The organism is Skermanella rosea (assembly GCF_016806835.2).
GTDB classification, from domain to species: Bacteria; Pseudomonadota; Alphaproteobacteria; order Azospirillales; family Azospirillaceae; genus Skermanella; species Skermanella rosea.
Genome location: NZ_CP086111.1, coordinates 1,199,885 through 1,224,973 on the forward strand (window position 1 = coordinate 1,199,885; position 25,089 = coordinate 1,224,973).

Below are 25,089 nucleotides of genomic sequence, written 5' to 3' on the forward strand. Positions count from 1 at the left end.
AGGCGCCGCCGCCTTTTTCATGCCTGTCGTACGACTTGCACGCCTGTTGGATCGACGTGCTATAGTTTTTCCATGACGGCGGCTCGAGACGGGAAAACACCATGCTCGCCTCTCTCCAGGATGCCGTGGATCGGCGCAGCGCGATCCTCCAGGCGATCGCCCACGGCGCCGCGGCGATGGTCGCCTGCCCGGATTGGCGTGCCGGGATCGACGACCTGCTCGGGCGGCTCGGCATCGCCGCCGGCGTCAGCCGGGTCTACCTGTTCGAGATCCACGACGGGGCGGGGCAGGGCTTGGCGCAGACTTGTCGGCACGACTGGGCCGCTCCGGGGCTGGCGCCCCTGGTCGGCGATCCGCGCAACACCGACGAGAAGCTGGTCGGCACCGATCCGACGCTGACCGACTGGACCGAGCGCCGCCGGCGCGGCGAGCTGATCCAGGGCCTGACCCGCGACCTGTCCGGATACCTGCGCGAGGACTTCGAGTATCAGCGCATCCTGTCCTTCGTCTCGGTCCCGATCCTGGTGGCCGGCGCTTGGTGGGGACACCTCGGATTCGACGACTGCGAGAGCGAGCGTGTGTGGTCGGAGCTGGAACTGGACGTGCTGAGGACGGCCGCCGCCCTGATCGCCGGCGCGGTCGAGCGCAGCCGGGCCGCCGGCGTCCTGCGCACCAGCGAGGCTCTGAAGAGCGCCATGCTCGACACCGCGCTGGACTGCGTCATCACGATCGACGACGGCGGGCGGGTGGTGGAGTTCAACCGGGCGGCGGAACGCACCTTCGGCTGGCGGCGCGAAGCGGTGATCGGCCTGTCCCTGGCCGACGTGATCGTCCCGCCGGAGATGCGCGGCCCCCATCAGGCCGGGATCGGCCGCTATCTGGCCTCGGGCGAGACCCGGGTCCTCGGCTCCCGGATGGAGGTCGAGGGCATGCGGTCGGACGGCAGCCGGATGCCCCTGGAACTGGCGATCACCGAGGTGCCGACGGCGGAGGGCCGTTTCTTCACGGCCTATCTGCGGGACATCACCGAACGCCGTCAGGCCCGCGCCCGGCTGGAGCGCATGGCCTATTTCGATGCCGTGACGGGCCTGCCCAACCGTGCCCTGCTGCTGAAGCGCGCGGCGGAGCGCCGGGCGGCGTCCGGGTCCGCCTGGATCGTCGCCATCGAGCTGATGCGGTTCGGAAGCCTGAAGACCAGCCTCGGCACGGCGTTCGCCGACACGCTCCTGTGCGCGCTGACCGCGAGGCTTGGGGATTGCCTGGAGGGGGACGCCGTGCTGGCTCGCACCGGCGATCGGCAGCTCGCGGTCCTGGGGACCGGCGGAGGTGCCGAGGAGACCGCCCGCTGGCTCGAGCAGGCCCTGTACGAGCCGTTCCACCTGGACGGCAGGACGGTCTTCATGACGGCGAGCCGCGGCATCGCCGCCGGAAAAGACGAACCCGACACGCTGCTGCGCAACGCCGAGCTGGCCTGCGAGCGGGCGGTCGAGGCGGGCGGCGGGACCTGCCAGTACGACGAGACCATGCACGCGGCGCAATTGGACCGGCTGAGCCTGGAAACCGACCTGCGCCGCGCGATCGCCGCCAGCGACCAGATCTGGGTCGCTTACCAGCCGATCGTGGCATTGCCGGAAGGCCGCCTCGCCGGGTTCGAGGCGCTGGTGCGCTGGGACCACCCGACCCGCGGTAGGGTGCCTCCCGGGGTCTTCATCCCGATCGCCGAGGTCACGGGGCTGATCGTGCCGCTCGGCCGTCTGGTCCTGCACAGGGCCTGCCACCAGATGGTGCGCTGGACGGCGATGCGCGGGCCGGGCGCCGAGCCGCTGTTCATCAGCGTCAATCTCTCCGCCCGGCAGCTCGGCGACCGCGACCTGCTGGACACCGTGGCCGAGGCGCTGGCCGAAAGCGGCGTCGATCCCGCGCAGGTGAAGCTGGAACTGACGGAGTCCGCGGCCATGAGCCACGCCGGCGAGACCATAGGGCTGCTCTGGCAACTCAAGGCGCTGGGACTGCGGCTGTCGATCGACGATTTCGGCACCGGCTACTCGTCGCTCAGCTATCTCCACCGTTTCCCGGTCGACTCGCTGAAGGTCGACCAGTCCTTCGTCGCGGCCATGTGCCGGTCGACCGAGAGCCGGGACATGGTCCGGATCATCGTCGACCTCGCCCACCTGCTGAAGCTGGAGGTCATCGCCGAGGGCATCGAGACGGCGGAGGACGCGAAGCTGCTGTCCGACATGGCCTGCGGCTTCGGGCAAGGCTACCTGTTCGGCGCGCCGCTGCCGCCGCAGGAAGCGGCCGGCTGGATCACTTCGCCCGGAAGCGCGAAGCGGGAGATATCGCTGACCTGATCAACCGTAGGTCTGCCTTCGCCCGTCAGGGCGAACGCCGACACCCTGCGTCAACGCTCCGGTCACGCTGTCGGCTTCGGCCTTCGGCCGAGGCCGACCTACAAGAATCCACAATCGCGACTGATCGCCGTAGGCCGACAAAGCCGAAAACCGCCGCCGGACGGTGCCGGGGCGGTTTTTGCAAGCTTGGCCTGGAATCCGCGGTCTCGACGGGCGCGGATCGTCAGTCGATCAATAGCCTTCACGCTCCATGCGCTTGCGCAGCAGCTTGCGGGTGCGGCGAACGGCCTCCGCCTTCTCACGCGCACGCTTCTCCGAGGGCTTCTCGTAGTTGCGCCGCAGCTTCATTTCACGGAAAATCCCCTCGCGCTGCATCTTCTTCTTCAGCGCGCGCAGGGCCTGATCGACGTTGTTGTCACGAACCAGCACTTGCACGGTTTGGTGTCTCTCCAACAGTTGAATTCAAACGCACGATGCGCAAAAGGCACCCGTCCGACCTTGGCCGCGGGTTCTAGCATGCCGGGGAGCCCTTTCTCAAGGACTAAACGGTGGCTGACCGCATCCGTTCCGCCAAACCGGTACGGCGCGGGCTTTGCTTCCGCAGCTTATACACCCATACTGGGGCCATGGCTATTCTGAAGATCGCCCGCATGGGGCATCCCGTCCTGCGCCGGGTCGCCGACCCCGTCGAGGATCCGTCCGACCCGGAAATCCAGCGCCTGATCGCCGACATGGCGGAAACCATGGCCGACGCCTCGGGCGCCGGGCTGGCGGCACCGCAGGTCCACGTGCCGAAAAGGGTCATCCTGTTCATCGTGCCGGCCGAGCGCGCGACCCTGGAGGGGGAGGCGGACCGGCCGCGCGGGCTTTCGGTGCTGATCAACCCGGTGGTCGAGCCGGTCGGCACCGGGATGGTGCCGGGGTGGGAAGGCTGCCTGTCGATCCCCGGCCTGCGCGGCATCGTGCCGCGCCACGCCCATATCCGCTACCGCGGCCTGGATGCGGATGGCCGGCCGGTGGAGCGAGAGGCGAAGGGCTTCCATGCCCGCGTCGTCCAGCACGAGCTGGACCATCTGGACGGCGTGCTCTACCTGGACCGGATGCCCGACCTCTCCCTGCTGACCTTCAACGACGAAATCCGTTACTTTCCCGACGACCTCTCGGAGTTGGCTTTGCGGGGCCGCGACGCCACATCCTTAAGCCAAACCAACGACGGGAACGGGACCCAGGAATGAACGGGGCTGGAATGGAAGAAAACGGGTTCGATCTCGACCGGATCAGGGACGACATCCTCGAGGCGATGCTGCCCAACGTCATCTTCGACGGTTGGAGCAACCAGTCGCTGCGTGACGCGATCGCCATGACCGGCCATGACGGCGGCATGGCGCAGCTGGCTTTCCCCGGCGGCATCCCGCAGATCGTGGAGCATTTCAGCGGCTGGGCCGACCGCAGGATGCTGGAGGAGCTGGACCGGCACGACCTTGCCGCCATGAAGGTCCGCGACCGCATCACCCTGGCGGTCCGGGCGCGGCTGGAGATCCTGGAGCCCCACGAGGAGGCGGTCCGGCGCGCGCTGACCTTCCTGGCCCTGCCGCAGAACACGGCGCTCGGGGGCAGGATCGTCTACCGCACGGTCGACGCCATGTGGTACGCGGCGGGCGACACCTCGACCGACCATAACTATTATACGAAGCGCGCCCTGCTGGCCGCCGTGCTGACCTCGACCACGCTCTACTGGCTCAACGACCAGTCCGACGGCAAGGCCGAAACCTGGGCCTTCCTGGATCGCCGGATCGCCGACGTCATGCGGGTCGGGCGGACCACGGGCAGGGTCTCGGGCATCGGAAGCGTGCTCGCCAACCTGCCGTCACCCTTCCGGTTCGCCCGGAACGTGCGCCGCCGGGCGTCCGGCTACTGACGCCTACTCGGCGGCGATCCCGCGGGAGATCGCCGCCAGCGTCTCCCGCAATCCCTCCGCGACGGGAGTGTCGGCGGTGAAGCCGAAGGCCGCCGCCGCCCGGCGCGGATCTCCCAGCGACTCGCGGATGTCGCCGGCGCGGGCGGGGCCTTGGGCGATGCGGGGCTCGATCCCGCCGATGCGCGAGATGATCCGCGCCAGGTCTAGCACCGTCGTAGGCCGCCCGGTGCAGACATTGTAGACGGCGCTGCCGTCCGGCCTGCGGTCCATCGCGGCCACCAGATGCCGGACCACATCCGAGACATAGACGAAGTCGCGGGTCTGGCCGCCGTCTCCGTTCACCGTGATCTCGCGGCGCCCGGCCACCCGGTCGGCGAAGATCGCGATCACGCCGGAATAGGGCGACTTCGGGTCCTGGCGCGGCCCGTAGACATTGAAGAAGCGGAATCCGGTGGACGGCACGCCGTGGACCCGCCACGCCACCCGTCCGTGAAGCTCGCAGCCCAGCTTGTCCGCGCCGTAGGCCGACAGGGGGGCGGTGGCATCGGTCTCCGTCAGCGGCATCTCCGGATTGTCGCCGTAGACCGCCGCCGAGGAGGCGTAGACCACCGGGACGGGACCGCCCGGGTTGCAGGTCCGGGCGGCGTCGAACACGGCGACGGTGCCGGTCAGGTTGACCCGGTGGGTGCCCAGCCAGTCCTCGTTGCCCCGCTGGACCGAGGCGACGGCCGCCAGGTGGAAGCACCCGTCCACGCCGGCCATGGCGCGGGACACCGCCGCGGCGTCCGCCACGTCACCGACCATCAGGTCGACGCCCGGCGGCAGGTTGGACCGCCTTCCCGTCGACAGGTCGTCGAGCACCCGCACGCGGTCGCCCCGCGCGACCAGCGCGTCCACCAGATGCGAGCCGATGAAACCGCAACCGCCGGTAACCAACCAGAAAGCCATCAGAGTCCCCAGGATATGCAAACCTGGGGAAAACGACCGGCCCGCCGCCGGGTTGCCTCGGCCGACGCCGTGCAGAAGCATTGCTTCGAAAGGACGCCCTGCCGGCAAGGCGGCAGCCATCCGGCGGCCGGCGGGTTATAAGGGGACGGAAACACTGCCCGCCGCCCTACTTGCCGCCCCCTTTGCCGGAGGAGAGATTATCGTGGAAGAAACCAAAGTCACCGCCGCCCTGCCGACCGCGACCGTCGAGATGACCGTCCGCGAGCACCGGGACGGCGGGTCCGACGTGATGACCATCAGTATCCGGGCCACCCCGTCGTTCCAGTCGGTCGGCGAGGCGTTCCGGCCGGCCGCCCTGATGTGGGCCAACCCGGTCGGGCTCTGGATGCGGATGGCAGCACTGGCGTGGCAGCCCTGGCTCGATCTGGCGGGAAGCGCCGCCGGCCAGCTGCCGAAGCCGGACGGCCCCCCTACTCGGTGATGGTCTTGCCGGCCTGGGCCTTGTGCGCGGCCAGGGCCATCAGCCGGCGGTCGCGCCAGTCCTGCCGGGCCTGGAGCCGGTCTTCCGACAGCAGCAGCCGGCGCTGGCGCTCGATCCTGCCGGTGGTGTTCTCGTCCCAGGCGCGCGGCTCCGCCTGGCTCTGCGCCATCTCGTAATACATCTGTCCGTACCGCGTGATGTAGTCGACGATGCCTCCCGGCGCGTTCAGGTCGATCGTCTCGAACGGGCCCATGAAGGACCAGCGCAGGCCCAGCCCCTCCCGGATGGTCTTGTCCACGTCGTCCACGGTGACCACCCCGTCCTGGACCAGCTTGAACGCCTCGTTCAGCAGCGCCCCCTGCAGACGGTTGAGCACGAAGCCCGGGATTTCGCGCGTGGTGCGGATCGGCTCCTGCCCAAGGGCCGTCATCAGCGCCTGGGTGCGCAGGACGACCTCCTCGTCGGTCCAGGGGGCGGGGATCAGCTCGACCAGCGGGATCAGGTAGGTCGGATTGACCGGATGGGCCACCAGGCAGCGCGCGCGGCCCTTCAGGTGCTCGGTGAAGCTTGATGCCGGCAGTCCGGAGGAGGAACTCGCGATCGCCGCCTCGGGCTCGGCCAGCCGGTCCAGCTCCGAGAACAGCTCGCGCTTCACCTCCACCTGCTCAAGGACGCATTCCTGCACGTGACTGGCCCCGCCGATCGCCTCCGCCAGGTCGGAGGTCGGCTCGATCCGCTCCAGCAGGCGGTCCGGCTCGACCGCGATCAGGCCGAAATTGAACAGGTCGCGCAGGTTGCCTTCGATGACCTTCATCGCCAGGGGCAGGGCTTCGGGATTGCTGTCGTAAAGGGCGACCCGGCGGTTGGCTCGGGCGCAAACGATCGCCCAGCCGCGTCCCACCAGTCCGGCGCCGACAACGGCGATCTTGTCCACCATGGCCATGGGGTTTCTCCACTTTCTTCGGTATCTAGCGGATCAATTACAGGAGCCTCTTTCCCACGCCGGAAGGGACCGGGGAAGAGCGTCTGGCAGCGCGACCCTAGGCCTTCGGCTAATCCGAATCGAGTCCGAAACGATCCATATCACATTTATTTCGTTTCTACTTTGAAATGAAGTTGAGGCTATTGCCCGGGCTCCATTTCCCGACCTGATCCGGTACGTGTCGTCATGGGAGGGTGACCGCGCCCCGGTCATACGACACGGTGGCGCGGCGCGGCACCCGCCAGCACGGCGGCGACATCCGAGACGACGGCCATGCCCATCCGCTCCATCGACTCCGCGGTGGCCGCCCCGATATGCGGCGTGGCGACGAAGTTGGGCAGAGCCAGCAGGGGATGGTCGCGGGGCGGCGGTTCCTCGACGAAGACGTCGGTGGCCGCGCCGGAGAGGGTGCCGCCGGCCAGCGCGTCGCGCAGGGCCGTCTCGTCCACGATGCCGCCGCGCGACAGGTTCAGCACCATCGCCTCGGGGCGCATCAGGGACAGCCGGCGCGCATCGATCATCTTCTCGGTGTCGCGGCTCAGCGGAATGTGCAGGGTCAGCACGTCGACGCGGGGCAGCAGCTCCTCCAGGGTGGCGCAACGCTCGGCGCCGGCTTCCCGGAAGGCATCCTCGGCCGCGAACGGATCATACCCCAGGATCGGGGCGCCGAACGCCGACCTGAACAGGGCCGCGGTGCGCCTGCCGATGCTGCCCATCCCGACCACCCCGACGGTCCTGCCGGTCAGCTCCGTCCCGCGGGGCGGCGGCCCGTCCAGGCTGCCGTCGCGCAGCATGCGGTCCAGCTGGGCGATCCGGCGCGCCACGGAAAGCGCCAGGCCGACCGAGAGCTCGGCCACCGCGTTGGCATTGGCCCCGGGTGTGCTGACCACCACCACGCCGCGGTCGCGGGCGGCGTCCAGGTCGATGTTGTCGACTCCCACGCCGTGCTTGCCGATCACCTTGAGGCGGGGAGCCGCCGCGATCAGCTCGCGCGGGATCCTGCCGGTCCGCACGATCAGGCCGTCCGCATCCTCGTGCCACCGGATCCTGGCCGGGTCGTCCGCGTCGATCACGTCGCAACTTTGTCTCAGGGTCGCGACCGCGCTCGACGCGATCGGTTCCAGCACATAGACGAGAGGGCGTTCCACCATGTCAGCTTCGCATACCTGTCTTTTTCGCCCCGCCGTCGCGATGCCGGGTTCGGATACCCTTTCGCGCCGGTCGGGAACTTCGTCGTGGCTACCGCGGCCGGGTCTTCGGAACGGACCGAGGGTAACGCCCCAGGGGCGCGGAGGTTCAGACCCGCTCCGCAAGGCCTCGGAGGCCAGCGCGACAAGTATGGCAGACGGTGGAAAAATCCATTGAAAACGGACGCACTCCGGCGGGCATCGACCGGATTCCCCTACCGGATCTCTTTTTCGAGGTAACTCCCCTCGGTACGGACGGCGACGCTGAACTCGTGGACCGCGTGATCGCGCCGATAGCGGACCGTTCTCAACTCGCCGTCACGGCATCTCAGGTCTATGCGGTGCGGCACCAGTCCCGCCTCGCCGAAGGTCCGCGGCAATTCGACCACGTCGCCGATCCTGACGACCCCGGCGCCGTGGCTGCCCGGCATCCCGGCGGAACGGAACCGCAGCGTCACGGCGCCGCCGGCACCGGGCAGGTCGATCGGGCCGAAGCTGACCGGCGGCGTGCCGGCTTCGTCCCCCAGGAGTTCCAGCGGAATCTCGACGTTGGCCGTGCCGAAGCCGAGGCAGCCCGCCAAGGTGACGGCGACCGGATGGGCGGAATGCAGATGGGCCGACAGGAAATAGGCCGCCGTGCCCGCCGCCGCGCCGAGCGGGACGAGCAAGGCAGCCGCCATGCCGCGGTTCATGCCGCGTCCGGTGATCCTGCGCATCGGACCGGCCCGCCCGCGGAAGGCCGGGCGCTCAGTAATAGCGGTCCTGGTACGCCCTGTCCCGCATCAGCTGGCCGACGATGGCCTGGAGCTGGGTCTCGCTCGTGTCGGCGACGATGACGTAGCTCTGCTCGCCGTTGCTCCAGTAGCCGACCCGCACGCCCCCGACCTCCGCCATGTGCAGGCCGTCGGCCGGGCCGTCGTCGCGCGGCGACAGGCATATGGTGAGCCGGTGTCCCTCCCTGTCCTCGTAGACGAGGCCGGCCAGGGGATGGTCCAACCCGCCCATCACCCTGCCGCCGACCAACTTCAGGCCGATCGGCGACAGTTCGGGGATGTCGACCTGCTCGCCCAGGCGGGCGGACAGCAGGCGGGCGAGGTCCGCGCCCGTCGGGCTCGAAGCCCCGACCTGCGGCACCGGCCCTTCTGCGAAGACCAGGTGGGCGCCGGTGGCCTCGACCACGTAGGTCGGCAGGCGGTCCGCGATCACGTGGTGATACAGCTCGTTGGTGGTCCAGCCCGCCGCGACGAGCGCCACGATAGCCGCCGCCTGCCGGAGCCAAACCAGGGGACGGCGCCGGCCCAGCGACCGCTGGAGGCGGGTGCCGAGCTCGTCGGCCAGCTCCCGGGTGTGCTCGGGGTCGGAGTCATGCGCCGCCTCGGCGGCCCCGATCGCCGTCAGGAGCTTCTGTTCGGCATAGTCGTGCAGCCGCTTCCGGGCATCCGGATCGGACTCGAGCCATGCCAGGACGACGGCTTCCTGCTCCGCGGTCAGCTGACCGTCGAGAAAGGCGTGAAGGTCATTCTCGTCGATTTCGATCGTCATTCCGACCCCCCGACCAAGCGGAGCTTCGGCCGCCTGGCCTGATTGAGCATGGAGCGCAGTGCCGCGCGACCGCGGCCGAGCCGCGACATGAACGTGCCGATCGGGACGCCCAGGCGCTTGGCCGCCTCCTCGTACTTCAATTCCTCCGTGGCGATCAGCGTCACGGCGCGGCGCTGGTCCTCCGGCAGCTGGGACAGCGCGGCCATGACGTCCTTCACCTCCAGGTGGCGGTGCTGGGCCGGCTCGGTCACCGCCTCATGGCCGGCGGCCTCGGCGTCGGCCTTGACCGCGTTCTCCAGCGTCCGGCGCCGGAGGCCGCTGACATGGACATTGTGCAGGATGCGGAACAGCCACACGCGCAGATCGGCATCGGGCCGGAAGGTGTCGGCCCCTGCGATCGCCCTGGAGAGGCATTCCTGCACCAGATCCTCCGCCTCGTCCGTATTGCGGGTGAGCGCGATGGCGTACCGGCGCAGGCTGGCGATATGGGTCGCCATCTCCTCCTTGAGCTTGCCGTGCGGCATGGTCGCAGCCGTCCCGTCAGGCCATGGCCAGGGACGGCATGCGCCGTCCGCCGGTCATCATGCGCTGGAGCTTCTCGATCGCCCGCGCCTCGATCTGGCGCACCCGCTCGCGGCTGATGCCGAACTGGCGCGACAGGTCCTCCAGGGTGAGCGGTTCCTCCGCCAGCCGGCGGGCTGCCAGGATCGAGCGCTCGCGCTCCTGCAACTGCTCCATCGCCCGCTTCAACTGCTTCCTCCTGCGTTCCATCTCCTGGCGCTGGGCCAGCAGTTCCTCCTGCGTCTCCGACGGGTCGACCAGCCAGTCCTGGGCTTGGCCGTCCTCCATGCCGGGCAGCGGCAGGTTCAGCGACTGGTCGGGACCCGCCAGCCGGCCGTTCATGCCCGTCACGTCGGCGACCGGCACCTTCAGGGTCTCGGCGAGCTGCCGGGCCTCCTCCGGGCTCAGGTCGCCTTCCTGAAGCAGGTTCATGGCGCTCTTGGCCCGGCGCAGGCTGAAGAACAGCTTCTTCTCCGCCCCGGTGGTGCCCATCCTTACCATCGACCAGGATCGCAGGATATATTCCTGCATGGCCGCGCGGATCCACCACAAGGCGTAGGTGGTGAAACGGTAGCCCCGGTCGGGGTCGAAGCCGTTCAGCGCCTGGACCATGCCCATGTTGCCCTCGGCGATCATGTCGGCCATGGGCAGGCCGTAGCCGGCGTAGCCGCGGGCGACCTTGGCGACGAGGCGGAGATGGCTGCCGATCAGCCGTTCGGCGGCTTCCGGACAGCGGCGGTCGCGCCAGGCTCGCGCCAGTTCCTGTTCCTCGGTCGCTTCGAGCATTGGATACTCGCGAATCCGGGAAAGATAACGCGTCAGATCTGTCCGGCTTGGCGAAGGCTGCATCCAAATGCTCCCGTGTTCTCTATCTGTCTTTCGGTTGATCGGTTCGATCGGCTGCGTTTTGCCCAATTACGCGGGGCGTTCGGTTTTCATCCCGGCTTTTCCGATCATTTCGCGGCGTAGTGCGAATCCTCGCCGGCTCCTCCGGCGCCCTCGGCGACCATGGTGCGGATGACGGGGAAATCCGTCGTCCTGCCGCCGCTGCTGACGTACTGGACATGAGCGACGACGTCGTTCCGGCAGTGCAGCAGGATGCGGCGGGGCGGGTCTTCGGGATCGCCGACCTGGACCGGCAGGTGGATCACGTCGTTGACCCGGCTGACGGTCGGCGCGTCCCCCCGGGCCTCTGCGCTGAACCGCAGCCTGACCACGTCGGAGGTCCCCTGGTGGCGGAACGGCCCGAGCCAGACCGGCACCCGATGGGCGGCGCCGGGCTCCGGGGACGCGTGCGCGAGGTCGAACAGGGGGGCGGGCAGGGTGAAGCTGACCGTCTGTTTCGGAAGGCCGCAGGCGATCTGCGCGACCTCGACCGGCTGCGGCGCCGTCCGCCCCGCCAGGAATCCGGCTCCCGCCGGCACGAGGATGGCGACCGCCGCGATCGCGACGATTCGTCCCCTCTTCAAGGTCCACCACTTTTCCCGCCGCACCGCGCTCTCCCGAGGCCACCAGCCCGTTTCGCGACGATTACGCGGGAGGGAGCGGTTTAATCCGGGGAGCCGGCATGTCGGCGGTTTTTTCTCTGATCCGCGGCAAAGGCAGCGGCGAAGGCAACGGGAGTCGCGGCGCCGCCTTGACCCCCGGCCGCCGCCTGCCTAAACTCCCGCCATCATGTTGGGCTTGACGCATATGGCCGCCCCGCGGCCCCGGCGAATTAGCAACCCGGTCCTCCGCTGAGGGCCGGGCATTCCGCCTTTTGACGGCGCCATCTAGTCGCTTCCCCGCCGCCACGGCTGGACGCGGGAGCCTCCGCGATGCTATCGCTCTTCCCTGATTTCACCCGACGGCCTGCCGGTGCCCGCACCTGCCTGCCGCCGGCTGCCTGGACCCGATCATGACCCGCGACTATAAATCGACCGTTTTCCTGCCCCGCACCGATTTTCCCATGCGCGCCGGCCTGCCCGCGAAGGAGCCCGAGCTGCTGCGGCGCTGGGCGGAGCAGGGGCTCCATGACCGGCTGCGCGAACAGTCGGCCGGCCGGGAGAAATTCATCCTCCACGACGGCCCGCCCTACGCCAACGGCAACATCCATGTCGGGCACGCGGTCAACAAGATCCTGAAGGACGTGGTCAGCCGGTCGCAGCAGATGCTCGGCAAGGACTCGGTCTATGTGCCGGGCTGGGACTGCCACGGCCTGCCGATCGAGTGGAAGATCGAGGAGAAGTACCGCGCCGCCGGGCAGGACAAGGACCAGGTCCCGATCCTCCAGTTCCGGGCGGAGTGCCGGCAGTTCGCCCAGGAATGGGTCGATATCCAGGCCGAGGAGTTCCAGCGGCTCGGCGTGATGGGCGACTGGTCGCACCCCTACATGACCATGACCTTCCCGGCCGAGGCGACGATCGTCCGGGAGATCCACAAGTTCCTGATGAACGGCGGGCTCTACAAGGGCGCCAAGCCGGTCATGTGGTCGGTGGTCGAGAAGACCGCCCTGGCCGAGGCCGAGGTCGAGTACCACGACCATACCTCTACCACGGTCTGGGTGCGGTTCCCGGTCTCCGCCCCCGCCACGCCGGAGCTGGACGACGCCTCCGTCGTGATCTGGACCACCACGCCCTGGACGCTGCCGGGCAACCGCGCGATCGGCTACGGCCCCGACATGGAATACGGCGTGTTCAAGGTGGCCGCCGTGGCCGAGGGCAGCGGCGCCAGGGTCGGGGAACGGCTGGTGGTCGCCACCGCGCTGGCCGGCGACCTCGCGAAGACGGCCGGCATCACCGAATGGCGCCAGCTCTACACTCTCCCCGGCGCCCGGCTGGCCGACACCCGCTGCGCCCATCCGCTGCACGGCCAGGGCTACGATTTCCCGGTGCCGCTGCTGCCGGGCGACTTCGTCACGGCGGATGCCGGCACCGGCTTCGTCCATATCGCCCCCGGCCACGGCGAGGACGACTTCAACCTGGGCCGCAGGCACGGCATCCAGGTGCCGCAGACGGTGGACGACGACGGCTCCTACTATCCGCACGTGCCGCTGTTCGCCGGCAAGCGGGTCTACACGCCCGCGGGCAAGCCGGGCGACGCCAACGGCGCCGTGATCTCGGCCATCGCCCATGCCGGCGGCCTGCTGGCCAAGGGCAAGCTGGTCCACAGCTATCCCCATTCCTGGCGCTCGAAGGCACCGCTGATCTTCCGCACCACTCCGCAGTGGTTCATCTCCATGGAGACGAACGAGCTGAGGCAGGTGGCGCTGAAGGCGATCGACGACACCCGCTGGGTGCCGCCCCAGGGGCGCAACCGCATCGCGTCGATGATCGAGAACCGGCCGGACTGGTGCATCAGCCGCCAGCGCGCCTGGGGCGTGCCGATCGCGCTGTTCATCGACAAGAAGACCGGCGAGCCGTTGAAGGACCAGGCCGTCCTCGACCGTATCGCCGATACGTTCCAGACGGAGGGCTCGGACGCCTGGTTCGCCCGGGACCCGCAGTTCTTCCTGGGCGATGCCTACGCGGCGGCCGACTACGACCAGGTGTTCGACATCGTGGACGTCTGGTTCGAGTCCGGTTCGACCCACAGCTTCGTGCTGGAAGCACGGCCCGACCTGCAATGGCCGGCCTCGCTCTACCTGGAGGGCTCGGACCAGCACCGCGGCTGGTTCCACTCCTCGCTGCTGGAGAGCTGCGGCACCCGCGGCCGGGCGCCCTACGACGCGGTGCTGACCCACGGCTTCGTGCTCGACGAGCAGGGCCGCAAGATGTCGAAGTCGTTGAAGAACGTCACCGCCCCGCAGGAGGTCGTGGACAAGTACGGCGCCGACATCCTGCGCCTGTGGGTCGTCGGCTCCGACTATTCGGAAGACCTGCGCATCGGGCCGGAGATCCTGAAGTTCCAGGCCGACCTGTACCGGCGCCTGCGCAACACGCTCCGCTACCTGCTGGGGGCGCTCGCCGACTTCTCGGAGGAGGAGCGGATCGACGTGTCCGAGATGCCGGAGCTGGAACGCTGGGTGCTCCACCGACTGACCGAGCTGGACGAGACCGTCCGCCAGGGCATCCACGATTACGACTTCCACAGCCTGTTCACGGCGCTGCATAACTTCTGCGCGGTTGACCTGTCGGCCTTCTACTTCGACGTGCGCAAGGACAGCCTCTACTGCGACCGGCCCGATTCGGTCCGACGGCGGTCGGTGCGGACCGTCCTGGACCAGCTCTTCTCGTGCCTGACCGCGTGGCTCGCCCCGGTGCTGTGCTTCACCACGGAGGAGGCCTGGCTCAGCCGCTACGGCAACGACGGCCCGGTCCCGAGCGTCCATCTGCGTAGGTTCGTCGACATCCCCCCGGAGTGGTCGGCCCCCGATCTGGCGAAGAAGTGGGAAGTGGTCCGCGACGTCCGCCGGGTCGTCACCGGCGCCCTCGAGCTGGAGCGGGCGAACAAGCGCATCGGCTCCTCCCTCCAGTCGGCCCCGGTCGTGACCGTCACGCCGGAACTGCACGCGGCGCTGGAAGGCGTCGACCTGGCGGAGGTCGCGATCACCTCGGCGATCCGCGTGGTCGACGGCCCGGTGCCCGACGGCGCCTTCACGCTGGAGGATGTGCCGGGCGTCGGGGTCGTTCCCGATCTGGCCGACGGCGACAAGTGCGAGCGCTGCTGGAGGGTCCTGCCGGAGGTGGGGACCGACGCCGCCCATCCGACCCTGTGCCACCGCTGCTCCGACGCGGTCGAACACCTGCCCGAGGCCGCGGAATGACCGACCAGACCCGCGGCGAGGCCGGCCGGATGGCGCGTTCCCGATCGATGATCCGTCCCGGCCTTATCATCGCCGTTTTCGTGATGATCCTGGACCAGGCGTCGAAGTGGTGGATGCTCGAGGTCGTGGGAATGGCGCACGATCCCCGCGTGATCGAGGTCACCTCCTACTTCAATCTGGTCATGGCATGGAACAGGGGTGTAAGTTTCAGCCTGTTCTGGCATGAGGCGGAGTTCATGCCCTATGTGCTATCTGCGGTTGCGCTGGGCATCGTGGGCTTCCTCCTCTCATGGCTGCGCCGAGCGGACCGTCCGTTCCTTGCCGTGTGCATCGGCATGGTCATCGGCGGTGCGATCGGCAACGTGATCGACCGGTTGCGGTTCGGCGCGGTGGCGGACTTCCTGGACTTCCATGTCCTGGGATACCACTGGCCGGCATTCAACGTGGCCGACACGGGAATATCGGTCGGCGTCATCCTGATCGTGCTCGACAGCCTGTTCGGAGGCGGGCGGGACCACTCCCGGCCGGAGAAGGACGATCGGGACAGAGCCTGAAGACAACGCGAGCTGGATAAAGAGAAAACGGCAATGGACGTGATCAGCACCTCTCATCCCCGTCACAACCCGCCCGACCGCGGCCGGCCGGGCCGGCGGCCCATGGCACCGCTGGTCTGTCTGGCGCTGGGCGCCCTGGTGCTTTCCGGATGCAGCGGCGCGCGCCAGACCTTCGGCCTGGACCGCACGCCGCCCGACGAGTTCAGCGTCGTGACCCGGGCCCCGCTCGCCGTTCCGCCGGAATACCGGCTGCGCCCGCCCCAGCCGGGAGCACCCCGCCCGCAGGAGGCGGAGACCCGCCAGCAGGCGGCGTCGGCGGTCTTCGGCTCGGCCCCGGAAACCCGCCAGCAGGCCGTGGCGAACAGCCCGGCCGCCACCACCGGGGAGGCGGCGCTGCTCGCCCAAGCCGGTGCCGTCGAAGTCCAGCCCGGTATCCGCTCGACGGTGAACCGGGAGTCGGTGACGCTCGCGGCCCAGGACAAGCGGTTCATCGACAGCCTGCTGTTCTGGCAGACGCCCGACGAGCCCGGGACCGTCGTCAACGCCCAGCAGGAACAGCAGCGCCTGCGCGAGAACGCGGCGCTGGGCAAGCCGGTGACCGAAGGCGACACGCCGATCATCGAGCGCCGGCGCAAGGCGCCGCTCGAAGGCTTGTTCAATTAGCCTTCCGCGCCCAGCTACTTGTCTGTCCGATGGGGACCCGCGGCATGCCGCGCGCGGGTTTCCGTCCTGCATTGGCCTTTCCAGTGAGGTGTTGCCGTGGCCGAACCGTCGCGCAGGCTGATCGCCGCGCCCGTTCTCGCATCCCTGCTGCTGTTCGGAGCCTGGGGGCCGTCCCTGGCCCAGGAGCCGCCGAGGCCCGCCGAGCCGGTCCCGGCCACCGCCCCCGAGCCCGAGGCCCGCAAGGGGGTCTTCTTCCCCGAGAGCTTCATGCTCGACAACGGAATGCAGGTGGTCGTGGTGACCAACCGGCGGGTGCCGGTGATCACCCACATGGTCTGGTACAAGGTCGGCGCCGCCGACGAGGAGACCGGGAAGAGCGGCATCGCCCATTTCCTCGAACACCTGATGTTCAAGGCCACCGACGAGCTGAAGCCCGGCGAGTTCAGCCGGATCGTCGCCCGCAACGGTGGCCGCGACAACGCCTTCACCTCCTGGGACTACACCGCCTATTTCCAGAACGTCGCGGCGGACCGGCTGGAACTGGTCATGAAGATGGAGGCGGACCGCATGGCCGACCTCCGCCTGACCGACGAGACCGTGCTGCCGGAGCGCGACGTGGTCCTGGAGGAGCGCCGCCAGCGGACCGAGAACGAGCCCGGCGACAAGCTGTCGGAGCTGGTCCAGGCCTCGCTATTCGTCCACCACCCCTACGGCACGCCGATCATCGGCTGGGCGAACGAGATCGCCGGGCTGACCCGCGACGACGCCAACCAGTTCTACCATACCTGGTACGCTCCCAATAACGCCGTGCTGGTCGTCGCCGGCGACGTGACCGTCGAGCAGGTGCGTCCGCTCGCCGAGAAATATTTCGGGCCGATCGCGCCGCGTCCGGTTCCGGCCCGCGTCCGGGTCGAGGAGCCGCCCTTCGCGGCGGAGCGCCGCGTCATCCTGCGCGACGCCGAGGTCCGCCAGCCGAGCCTGCGCCGCCTGTACCACGCGCCCAGCTACAACAGGGGCGAGACGGTCCATGCCTATCCGCTCCAGGTGCTGAGCGAGATCGTCGGCGGCGGGGCCACCAGCCGGCTCTACCGGTCGCTGGTGGTTGAGCAGCGCCTCGCGACCTCGGCCGGCACCGGCTATTCGCCGGACGCCTTCGATACCTCCGTCTTCGGCGCCTATGTCAGCCCCAACTCGGGCGTCGACATGGACAAGCTGGAAGCGGCGCTGGTCGAGCAGCTCGAGAAGGTCGCCCGGGAGGGCGTCACGGCGGAGGAGGTCGAGACGGCCAAGACCCGGCTGGAGCGGGAGGCGATCTTCGCCCGCGACAGCCTGCGCGGCCCGGCGATGAGCTTCGGCGTGGCGCTCGCCACCGGCAGGACCGTCGAGGACGTCGAGGCCTGGCCGGAGCGGATCGCTTCCGTCACGGTCGAGCAGGTCAACGAAGCCGCCCGCGCGGTGCTGGGTCAGGCCAACCCCGTGACCGGCCTGCTGCTGCCCGCCCCGGTGCGCCAAGCCGCCGCCCAGCCCAATGCCCAGCCCGCAACCCAGCCCTCCGGCCAGACTCCAGCGACGGGAGCCGGAGCCGCTCCGTCCCGGTCCAACGATTCGGGAGTGATCCGATGACGCGCCGCCTTTCGATGCCGGCCTTCCTGTCCGTCTTCCTCCTGGCCCTGGCCTGTTTCGCTTCCGATGCCCGGGCGATCGACATCAAGCGGGTGGTCAGCCCCGGCGGCATCGAGGCGTGGCTGGTCCAGGACACCAAGATCCCGCTGCTCGCCATCAAGTTCGCCTTCGAAGGCGGGGTCGAGACCGATCCGGCCGGCAAGGAAGGGCTGGCGAACCTCGCGTCCACCCTGCTGGACGAGGGGGCCGGCCCCTATGACAGCCAGGAGTTCCAGCGGCGGCTGGCCGACAATTCCATCTCGATCAGCTTCACCGCCACGGTGGACGGTTTCTACGGCGGGGTCGAGACGCTGGTGGAGACCCAGGAGGAGGCCTTCGAGCTGGCCCGGCTGGCCCTGACCGAACCCCGGTTCGACAAGGAGGCGGTGGAACGGATGCGCAGCGGCGTGCTCGCCCAGATCCGCCGGGAGCAGGGCGACCCCGACTTCCTGGCCCGCCGCGCCCTGTACGAGACGGCCTTCCCCGACCATCCCTACGGCAGGCGCGCCCGCGGCACGGCGGAGAGCGTCCAGTCGATCAAGCGGGACGATCTCCGCGCCTTCGTCCGCCAGCGCTTCGCCAAGGACAACCTGACCGTCGCCGTGACCGGCGACATCACGCCCGAGCAGCTCGGCCCGGTGCTGGACCGCATCTTCGGCGGCCTGCCGGAAAAGGCGGCGGTCGAGCCGCCGGCCGACACGGTGCCGAAGGGGGCGGGCGAGACCGTGCTGGTGCCGCGTCCGCTGCCGCAGACCGTCGTCCTGATGAGCCAGCCCGGCGTCAAGCGCAACGACCCCGACTGGTTCCCGGCCACCATCATCAACTATGTGCTGGGCGGCGGCAGCTTCAGCTCCCGCCTGATGGAGGAGATCCGCGAGAAGCGCGGTCTGACCTACGGCGTCTACAGCTATCTCGTGCCGTTCCAGCACGCGGCCCTGGTGATGGCCGGCGGCTCGACCGCCAACCAGAACGCCGGCACCATGGTCGACCTGATGAAGGCGGAGTGGCGCAGGATGCAGGAGCAGGGCGTGACCCAGGAGGAGCTGGACAACGCCAAGACCTACCTGACCGGTTCCTTCCCGCTCCAGTTCACGTCGAGCGAGGCGATCGCCGACGTGCTGCTCCAGGTCCAGCGCGACGACCTCGGCATCGACTATCTCGACCGCCGGTCCGACCTGATCAACGCCGTCACCCTGGAGGACGTCAGGCGGGTCGCCGGGCGGCTGCTCGATCCGGCGGCGCTGCTGACCGTCGTGGTGGGCCGGCCGGAGGGGGTCGAGCCGACCCGGACCAGGGACGACGTCCCGAGCTGACGGCTTTCCAAGCGGAGCGCGGGTGCGATAGCATGATGTGCGCGCCCGCGCCGGAGATGCGCACCGGAGATGCACTGGCGGACGCGGGGCCGAAACGGCGTCTGCCGCGTTCATCCGGCGACACTTGGATCGACCGAAGAGAGGTAAACATCTCCATGTCCGCCCTGACCGATTCCCCCGCCTGGCAGGCCCTCGCGGCGCACCGTTCCCGGATGGAAGGGGTGCACATGCGCGACCTGTTCGCGCGCGATCCCGACCGGTTCTCCCGGTTCTCGGCGCGGCTGGACGGACCCGGCGGGGCGGTGACCCTGGACTACTCCAAGAACAGGATCACCGAGGAGACCATGGGCCTGCTGCTCGACCTGGCGCGCCAGCAGGACGTGGCCGGGTGGCGCGACCGCATGTTCGCCGGGGAACGGATCAACACGACCGAGGACCGGGCCGTCCTGCACACGGCGCTGCGCAACCGGTCCAACCGGCCGGTCTTGGTGGACGGGCGGGACGTGATGCCCGAGGTCAACGCCGTGCTGGCCCGGATGGGGCGATTCGCCCAGGCCGTCCGCGACGGCGCCTGGACCGGACACGACGGCGGCCAGATCACCGACGTGGTCAACATCGGCATCGGCGGCTCCGACCTCGGCCCCTACATGGTCTGCGAGGCGCTGAAGCCCTACGCCCATCCGGACCTCCGGATGCATTTCGTCTCCAACGTGGACGGCACCCACATGGCGGAGACGCTGAAGAAGTGCCGGCCGGCCACGACCCTCTTCATCATCGCGTCCAAGACCTTCACCACCCAGGAGACCCTGGCCAACGCGCACACCGCGCGCTCCTGGTTCCTGGAGACGGTCGCGGACGAATCCGCGGTCGCCCGGCACTTCGTCGCGGTCTCGACCAACGCCGCGGAGGTCGCGAAGTTCGGCATCGACCCGGAAAACATGTTCGGCTTCTGGGACTGGGTCGGCGGGCGCTACAGCCTGTGGTCCGCGATCGGGCTGCCGATCGCCCTGTCCATCGGCATGGACAATTTCGAGGCGCTGCTGGCCGGCGCCCACGCAATGGACGAGCATTTCCGGAACGCCCCGCCGGAATCCAACCTGCCGCTCCTGCTCGGGCTGATCGGGGTTTGGAACGCCAACTTCCTCGGCGCCGACAGCTATGCGGTGCTGCCCTACGACCAGTACCTGCACCGGTTCCCGGCCTATCTCCAGCAGCTCGACATGGAGAGCAACGGCAAGTCGGTGGACCGCCAGGGTAACCGCGTCGATTACGCGACCGGGCCGATCCTGTTCGGCGAGCCCGGCACCAACGGCCAGCACGCCTTCTACCAGCTGATCCACCAGGGGACCCGCCTGGTGCCGGCCGACTTCCTGGCGCCCGTCGAGACGCAGAACCCGGTCGGCAGGCACCATCCGATCCTGCTGTCCAACTTCCTGGCCCAGCCCGAGGCGCTGATGCGCGGCAAGACCGCCGAGGAGGTCCGCGCCGAGCTCCAGGGGGCCGGGGTGATCGGCGACTCGCTCGAAGCCCTGGTGCCGCACAAGGTTTTCGAGGGCAACCGGCCGACCAACTCGATTCTGTTCCGGCGGCTCGATCCGCACACGCTCGGCATGCTGATCGCCCTGTACGAGCACAAGGTCTTCACCCAGGGGATCGTCTGGAACATCAATTCCTTCGACCAGTGGGGTGTCGAACTGGGCAAGCAGCTCGCCAAGGCAATCCTGCCGGAGCTTTCCGAGGCGTCGCCGCCCACCGGCCATGATTCGTCGACATCAGCGCTGATCGAGGCGTGCCGGGAGTAGCGCGGACCCGCCTGCGCACGCTATGCTGTCCATGGTATTTCGAAGTAACCAATTCGGCGTGCGCAGGTTCTTATGTCCCAGTCCCGTCCTCTGACGCGGATCGATCAGGCACAGCTCGACAATGTCGTCCGGCGGCACGAGATGTTCCGCAACGCCCGCATGGGGGGATCGCGGGCGACGCTGTCCTTCTTCGACCTGTCCGGGCTGAGCCTGGCGGGCCGGGACCTGGCGCATGCCGACTTCGTCGGCTCCGCCCTGCGGGGCGCCAACCTGGCCGGCGTCCGCCTGGACTGCGCGGCGATGTTCGCCTGCGATCTCCGGCAGGCCAACCTGGAGAACGCCAGCCTGGTCAAGACCGACCTGCGCGGCGCCTGCCTGCGCGGCGCCGTGCTGATCGGCGCCAACCTGTTCGAAAGCGACCTGCGCGACGGCACCCTGGCGGAGACCGACCGGGGCGGCAATTTCAAGATCGTCCAGGTGGAAAGCCAGCCGACCGAAGCTTCCGGGGCGGACCTGAGCGGCGCCAACCTGACCAACGCGCGGCTGTCCGGCGCCATGGCGCTCCACACCGACTTCACCGACGCGGTCATGCGCGGCTGCAAGCTGGTCCGCGCGACCATGCGCGGCGCCAATTTCAGCGGCAGCAACCTTGAGGGGGCGGATCTCAGCGGTGCCGACCTGCGCGGCGCCTGCCTGCGCGGCGCCGTCCTGACCGGCGCGTCCATGACCATGACCGAGACCGCCGGCGCCGACATGGAGGACATGCTGACCGACCAGCCGGCCGGCCAGTCCGCCGATCAGCTTGGCAAGCCGCTGGACGAGCTGGCGCGTCTCCACACGCTCTGGATCGGCAGCGGCGGCGCCCAGGGCAGCAAGATCGACCTGAGCGGCTACGACCTGCGCGGCTGCCCCTCGCTGGCCCGCATGTGCCTGACCATGGTCGCGGCGGCCGGGACGACCTTCTACGGCATGAACCTGGAGGCGGTGCAGTTCCAGGCGGCGAACCTGGAAGGCAGCGACTTCCGGACCTGCAAGCTCGCCGGGGCCGACCTGCGCGGCGCCAACCTGAAGCGCGCGAAGCTCAACAATGCCGACCTCAGCGGCGCCAACCTTCGGCCGCTGATGCTGGACGAGAAGCGGGCGATGCGCTCCGACCTGGAGGGGGCCAAGCTGCGCTACGTCAACCTGAGCGGCGCCTGCCTGCGCGGGGTCAACTTCGCCGGCGCCGACCTGTCCTTCGCCAACCTGTTGGGCGCCGACATGACCAAGACCGATTTCCGGAACGCCAAACTGTTCGGCGCCCGGGTCGAGCGCAGCGCCGTCCAGACCGCCAACCTGGAAGGCGTGGCCGGCCTCAAGCTGTGATTTTCCTCATGTGATTTTCGTCAATGGCTGGTGACAGGACCGGCCGGGATGCGTACATGTCGGTCCATGACAATCCGCCGCCTGCCTGAAACCCTGGTCAACCGCATCGCCGCCGGCGAGGTCGTCGAACGCCCGGCCGCCGCGGTCAAGGAACTGGTCGAGAACGCCCTGGACGCCGGGGCGACCCGGATCGACGTGATCGTGCGCGACGGCGGCCGCTCGCTGATCGCGGTCACCGACGACGGCTGCGGCATGACCGGCGACGAGCTGGAACTGGCGGTCGAGCGCCACGCCACCTCCAAGCTGCCCGGCGAGGATCTGCTGAACATCGCGACCCTCGGCTTCCGGGGCGAGGCGCTGCCCTCGATCGGCGCGGTCAGCCGCATGACCATCACCAGCCGGGCCAGGGGGGCCGACAGCGCGTGGTGCATCTCCGTCGAGGGGGGCGCCAAGGGCGGGGTGGCCCCGGCTTCCCATCCGCAGGGCACCCGGATCGAGGTGCGGGACCTGTTCTACGCGACCCCGGCACGCCTGAAGTTCCTGAAGCAGCCGCGGACCGAGTTCGACCACGCGGTCGATGCGGTGGAGCGGCTGGCGATGGCCCATCCCGGCGTCTCCTTCTCCGTGTCGGGCGACGCGCGCACCCCGATACGCCTGTCGGCATCCCAGGGCGAGCTGCTGGACGCCCGCCTGACCCGCCTCGGCGCCCTGATGGGCCGGGAATTCTCCGACAACGCGATCCCGGTCGTCGCCGAACGCGGCGCGGTCAACCTGACCGGCCATATCGGCCTGCCGACGCTCAACCGGCCGACCGCGCGCCACCAATACCTGTTCGTCAACGGCCGGCCGGTCCGCGACAAGCTGCTGGTCGGCGCGGTGCGGGGCGCCTATGCCGACTTCCTGGCCCGCGACCGCCACCCCATGCTGGCCCTGTTCCTGGACATCCATCCGGAGGAAGTGGACGTCAACGTCCACCCGGCCAAGGCGGAAGTCCGGTTCCGCGATTCGGCCCTGGTCCGCGGCCTGATCGTCGGCGCGCTCCGGCATGCGCTGGCCCAGGCGGGGCACCGCGCCTCCAACACCGTCGGCGCCGCGACCCTGGACGCCTTCACCCCGCGGACCGAGTCCCCCGCCTTCGCGCAGGCGCCGTCCCGGTTCGATTTCCAGTACGCGCCCGCCGGCGCCCGATCGTCCCACATACCCCGCGACCTGGCCGAAGCGGTGTCATCCTTCCAGGCGCCGCTGACCGGCTTCGCCTCCCAGCCCTCGGCCCGGCCGGCGACCGCGATGGCATTCGCAGCGGAGCAGGCCCCGCCGCCCGACCATCCCCTGGGTGCCGCGCGGGCGCAGCTCCACAACACCTACATCGTGGCCCAGACCGGCGACGGCATCGTGATCGTGGACCAGCACGCCGCCCACGAGCGGCTGGTCTACGAGCGGGTCAAGCAGGCGCTGGTCGACGGCGGCGTCAAGCGCCAGGGCCTGCTGATCCCCGAGGTGGTCGAACTGGACGAGCCCTCCGCCGCCCGGCTGGTGGCGCGGGCCGACGAGCTGGCCGAGCTCGGCCTCGTGCTGGAGCCGTTCGGCGACGGCTGCGTGGTGGTTCGCGAGTTCCCGGCCCTGCTCGGCAAGGCCGACATCAAGGGCCTCGTGCGGGACCTCGCCGACGAACTGGCCGAACTGGGCGACGCCCTGAGCCTGCGCGAACGTCTCGACGCGGTCTGCTCGACCATGGCCTGCCACGGCTCCGTCCGCGCCGGCCGCAGCCTGAACCAGGACGAGATGAACGCCCTCCTGCGCCAGATGGAGGCCACGCCCCACAGCGGCCAGTGCAACCACGGCCGCCCGACCTACGTGGAGCTGAAGCTGTCCGACATCGAGCGGCTGTTCGGCCGGCGGTAGGCCGCCATCGCCAGTGCTGCGGCCCGACGCCTGGACCTCGTCGAAACCACCGGGCAGGCCCCTGATCAGCTCGGCCCGACGCGCTTGCGCCGATGCAGCAGCCGCTTCTTGGCGGCGAGGGTGATCCCGCCGGCCGAGAGAACGCAGAAGGCCTCGACAGCCCAACGCCCCAGGGCATCGATCGCGAGTTCGACATTGCCCGAGCCGAGCCCCATGCCGACCAGCGCCATGCTCGGCACCAGCGCAAGGGCGATCATGACGCCCGTGGCGAAGACGGTCTGCCGCGAAGACGTGATGACGCCGCCCGCGATCCCGGCGATCAGCGAGGTCGCGACCCCTGTCGCCTCGACCTTCGACCAGTAGTTCACCCAGTGCAGGCTGGTCAGGTCGGAGACCGTGTTCTCGTGCAGCGCCAGGGCGAGGGCCATGCCGAGCGCCGCCCCGAACGCCAGCAGAAGGTATCCCGCGACGGTCGACTTGATCCCCGCCATCATTCCGCCGCGATGCCCGAGCGCTCCGAAGGCGATGCGCAGCAAGGGCGCGAAACCCGGTGCGATCAGCATCGCTCCGATCACGACATGGAGGGTGTCCGTGACCAGCCCGAACGCGGCGACGGCTCCGGACAGGGTCATGAGGAGAAGATAGTTGATGGAGAGGTTCGACTCCCGCCGCAACAGCGACCCGACCTCCTCCCAGATCGCCTCGTTCCCCTCCTCGTCGAGGGGGCGCGCGTCGCCGGACGAGATCACCACCGAAGGCTCGCTGACCGTGACCGATCCTGCCTCCAGCACTCCCATGGCATCCAGGAGCCTGATCACGTCGAGGGCGGCATTGTTGGTCAGGTCCACGGTCAGGACGTCGTCGTCGGACCCCATGGCGGCGCCTCGGTGCAGAGTGACGCTCGCGATCCCGGGCTGGTCCCGCAGGCGTTCGGCTATGCGGTTCCGCGTGCCTGGCGAGGTCGTGATGGTGATCGTGCGGGGCAATGTGCCCTCCATGCATCGGGGACGGGGTGACCCCTAAACCGGCGGAGAGGCGTGTCGGGCACGTCGAAGAGTGGCCGGAAATTCCATCATCACGTCGGCCCGCTTCCGGCCTGCCTTGAACGAGGCCG

Annotated in this window: 22 protein-coding genes; 12 read left to right on the forward strand and 10 right to left on the reverse strand. The window is 69.3% G+C overall.

Annotated elements, in window-relative coordinates:
- Positions 1-101: 101 nt before the first annotated feature.
- The gene (locus JL101_RS05585) at positions 102-2,351 is read left to right on the forward strand and encodes a putative bifunctional diguanylate cyclase/phosphodiesterase (protein WP_203102936.1); all 2,250 of its coding nucleotides are present in this window, start codon (positions 102-104) and stop codon (positions 2,349-2,351) included.
- A 231-nt stretch (positions 2,352-2,582) separates the two neighbouring features.
- Here JL101_RS05585 and rpsU read toward each other — a convergent pair whose 3' ends face one another.
- Complete coding sequence (gene rpsU, locus JL101_RS05590; protein WP_012974546.1) at positions 2,583-2,786, reverse strand: 30S ribosomal protein S21; 204 nt, start codon at positions 2,784-2,786, stop codon at positions 2,583-2,585.
- 191 nt (positions 2,787-2,977) lie between these two features.
- Here rpsU and def point away from each other — a divergent pair, with 191 nt between their 5' ends.
- Both def and JL101_RS05600 read left to right on the forward strand, forming a co-directional pair.
- The gene (gene def / locus JL101_RS05595; RefSeq protein WP_203102938.1) at positions 2,978-3,586 is read left to right on the forward strand and encodes a peptide deformylase; all 609 of its coding nucleotides are present in this window, start codon (positions 2,978-2,980) and stop codon (positions 3,584-3,586) included.
- A gap of 11 nt (positions 3,587-3,597) precedes the next feature.
- On the forward strand, positions 3,598-4,269 hold the full coding sequence (locus JL101_RS05600; RefSeq protein WP_203102940.1) for a COQ9 family protein: 672 nt from the start codon (positions 3,598-3,600) through the stop codon (positions 4,267-4,269).
- A 3-nt stretch (positions 4,270-4,272) separates the two neighbouring features.
- Here JL101_RS05600 and JL101_RS05605 read toward each other — a convergent pair whose 3' ends face one another.
- Entirely contained in the window at positions 4,273-5,217 is a 945-nt protein-coding gene (locus JL101_RS05605) for an NAD-dependent epimerase/dehydratase family protein (protein WP_203102942.1), read from the reverse strand.
- A 202-nt stretch (positions 5,218-5,419) separates the two neighbouring features.
- Here JL101_RS05605 and JL101_RS05610 point away from each other — a divergent pair, with 202 nt between their 5' ends.
- Complete coding sequence (locus tag JL101_RS05610; RefSeq protein WP_203102944.1) at positions 5,420-5,698, forward strand: hypothetical protein; 279 nt, start codon at positions 5,420-5,422, stop codon at positions 5,696-5,698.
- Here JL101_RS05610 and JL101_RS05615 read toward each other — a convergent pair.
- The 7 genes from JL101_RS05615 to JL101_RS05645 all read right to left on the reverse strand — a co-directional run bounded on the left by JL101_RS05615 (position 5,688) and on the right by JL101_RS05645 (position 11,439).
- Positions 5,688-6,641, reverse strand: a complete 954-nt coding sequence (locus JL101_RS05615; protein WP_228435297.1) for a 3-hydroxyacyl-CoA dehydrogenase — start codon at positions 6,639-6,641, stop codon at positions 5,688-5,690. The genes JL101_RS05610 and JL101_RS05615 overlap by 11 nt on opposite strands.
- 248 nt (positions 6,642-6,889) lie before the next feature.
- Positions 6,890-7,831, reverse strand: a complete 942-nt coding sequence (locus JL101_RS05620; protein ID WP_203102946.1) for a hydroxyacid dehydrogenase — start codon at positions 7,829-7,831, stop codon at positions 6,890-6,892.
- Positions 7,832-8,082: 251 nt separating this feature from the next.
- Entirely contained in the window at positions 8,083-8,583 is a 501-nt protein-coding gene (locus JL101_RS05625) for a hypothetical protein (RefSeq protein WP_203102949.1), read from the reverse strand.
- A 31-nt stretch (positions 8,584-8,614) separates the two neighbouring features.
- Positions 8,615-9,409, reverse strand: coding sequence for an anti-sigma factor family protein (locus JL101_RS05630; protein ID WP_203102951.1), 795 nt, complete (start codon positions 9,407-9,409; stop codon positions 8,615-8,617).
- Positions 9,406-9,933, reverse strand: a complete 528-nt coding sequence (locus JL101_RS05635) for a sigma-70 family RNA polymerase sigma factor (protein WP_203102954.1) — start codon at positions 9,931-9,933, stop codon at positions 9,406-9,408. The genes JL101_RS05630 and JL101_RS05635 overlap by 4 nt, the downstream gene beginning before the upstream one ends.
- A 16-nt stretch (positions 9,934-9,949) precedes the next feature.
- The gene (locus tag JL101_RS05640; RefSeq protein ID WP_407697398.1) at positions 9,950-10,756 is read right to left on the reverse strand and encodes an RNA polymerase factor sigma-32; all 807 of its coding nucleotides are present in this window, start codon (positions 10,754-10,756) and stop codon (positions 9,950-9,952) included.
- A gap of 167 nt (positions 10,757-10,923) precedes the next feature.
- The gene (locus tag JL101_RS05645) at positions 10,924-11,439 is read right to left on the reverse strand and encodes a hypothetical protein (protein ID WP_203102958.1); all 516 of its coding nucleotides are present in this window, start codon (positions 11,437-11,439) and stop codon (positions 10,924-10,926) included.
- A 428-nt stretch (positions 11,440-11,867) separates the two neighbouring features.
- Here JL101_RS05645 and ileS point away from each other — a divergent pair, with 428 nt between their 5' ends.
- From ileS to mutL, 8 genes are all read left to right on the forward strand, one after another.
- Entirely contained in the window at positions 11,868-14,714 is a 2,847-nt protein-coding gene (ileS, locus tag JL101_RS05650) for an isoleucine--tRNA ligase (protein WP_203102960.1), read from the forward strand.
- On the forward strand, positions 14,711-15,268 hold the full coding sequence (lspA, locus tag JL101_RS05655) for a signal peptidase II (RefSeq protein WP_228435298.1): 558 nt from the start codon (positions 14,711-14,713) through the stop codon (positions 15,266-15,268). Before ileS ends, lspA begins: the two co-directional genes overlap by 4 nt.
- Before the next feature lie 33 nt (positions 15,269-15,301).
- Positions 15,302-15,931 (forward strand): DUF3035 domain-containing protein, encoded by a 630-nt coding sequence (locus JL101_RS05660; protein ID WP_203102961.1) that lies wholly within the window; start codon positions 15,302-15,304, stop codon positions 15,929-15,931.
- 96 nt (positions 15,932-16,027) lie between these two features.
- Positions 16,028-17,554 (forward strand): M16 family metallopeptidase, encoded by a 1,527-nt coding sequence (locus JL101_RS05665; RefSeq protein WP_228435299.1) that lies wholly within the window; start codon positions 16,028-16,030, stop codon positions 17,552-17,554.
- Positions 17,551-18,906, forward strand: coding sequence for a M16 family metallopeptidase (locus JL101_RS05670; protein ID WP_228435300.1), 1,356 nt, complete (start codon positions 17,551-17,553; stop codon positions 18,904-18,906). Before JL101_RS05665 ends, JL101_RS05670 begins: the two co-directional genes overlap by 4 nt.
- A gap of 155 nt (positions 18,907-19,061) precedes the next feature.
- On the forward strand, positions 19,062-20,708 hold the full coding sequence (gene pgi, locus JL101_RS05675) for a glucose-6-phosphate isomerase (RefSeq protein WP_203102962.1): 1,647 nt from the start codon (positions 19,062-19,064) through the stop codon (positions 20,706-20,708).
- Positions 20,709-20,780: 72 nt separating this feature from the next.
- Positions 20,781-22,073: a pentapeptide repeat-containing protein gene (locus JL101_RS05680; protein ID WP_203102963.1), complete on the forward strand. Its 1,293-nt coding sequence runs from the start codon at positions 20,781-20,783 to the stop codon at positions 22,071-22,073.
- A gap of 66 nt (positions 22,074-22,139) precedes the next feature.
- On the forward strand, positions 22,140-23,975 hold the full coding sequence (gene mutL, locus JL101_RS05685; protein ID WP_203102964.1) for a DNA mismatch repair endonuclease MutL: 1,836 nt from the start codon (positions 22,140-22,142) through the stop codon (positions 23,973-23,975).
- Between the two features lie 65 nt (positions 23,976-24,040).
- Here the strand turns inward: mutL and JL101_RS05690 are convergent, their stop codons facing one another.
- The gene (locus JL101_RS05690) at positions 24,041-24,961 is read right to left on the reverse strand and encodes a DUF389 domain-containing protein (protein ID WP_203102965.1); all 921 of its coding nucleotides are present in this window, start codon (positions 24,959-24,961) and stop codon (positions 24,041-24,043) included.
- Positions 24,962-25,089: the final 128 nt, after the last annotated feature.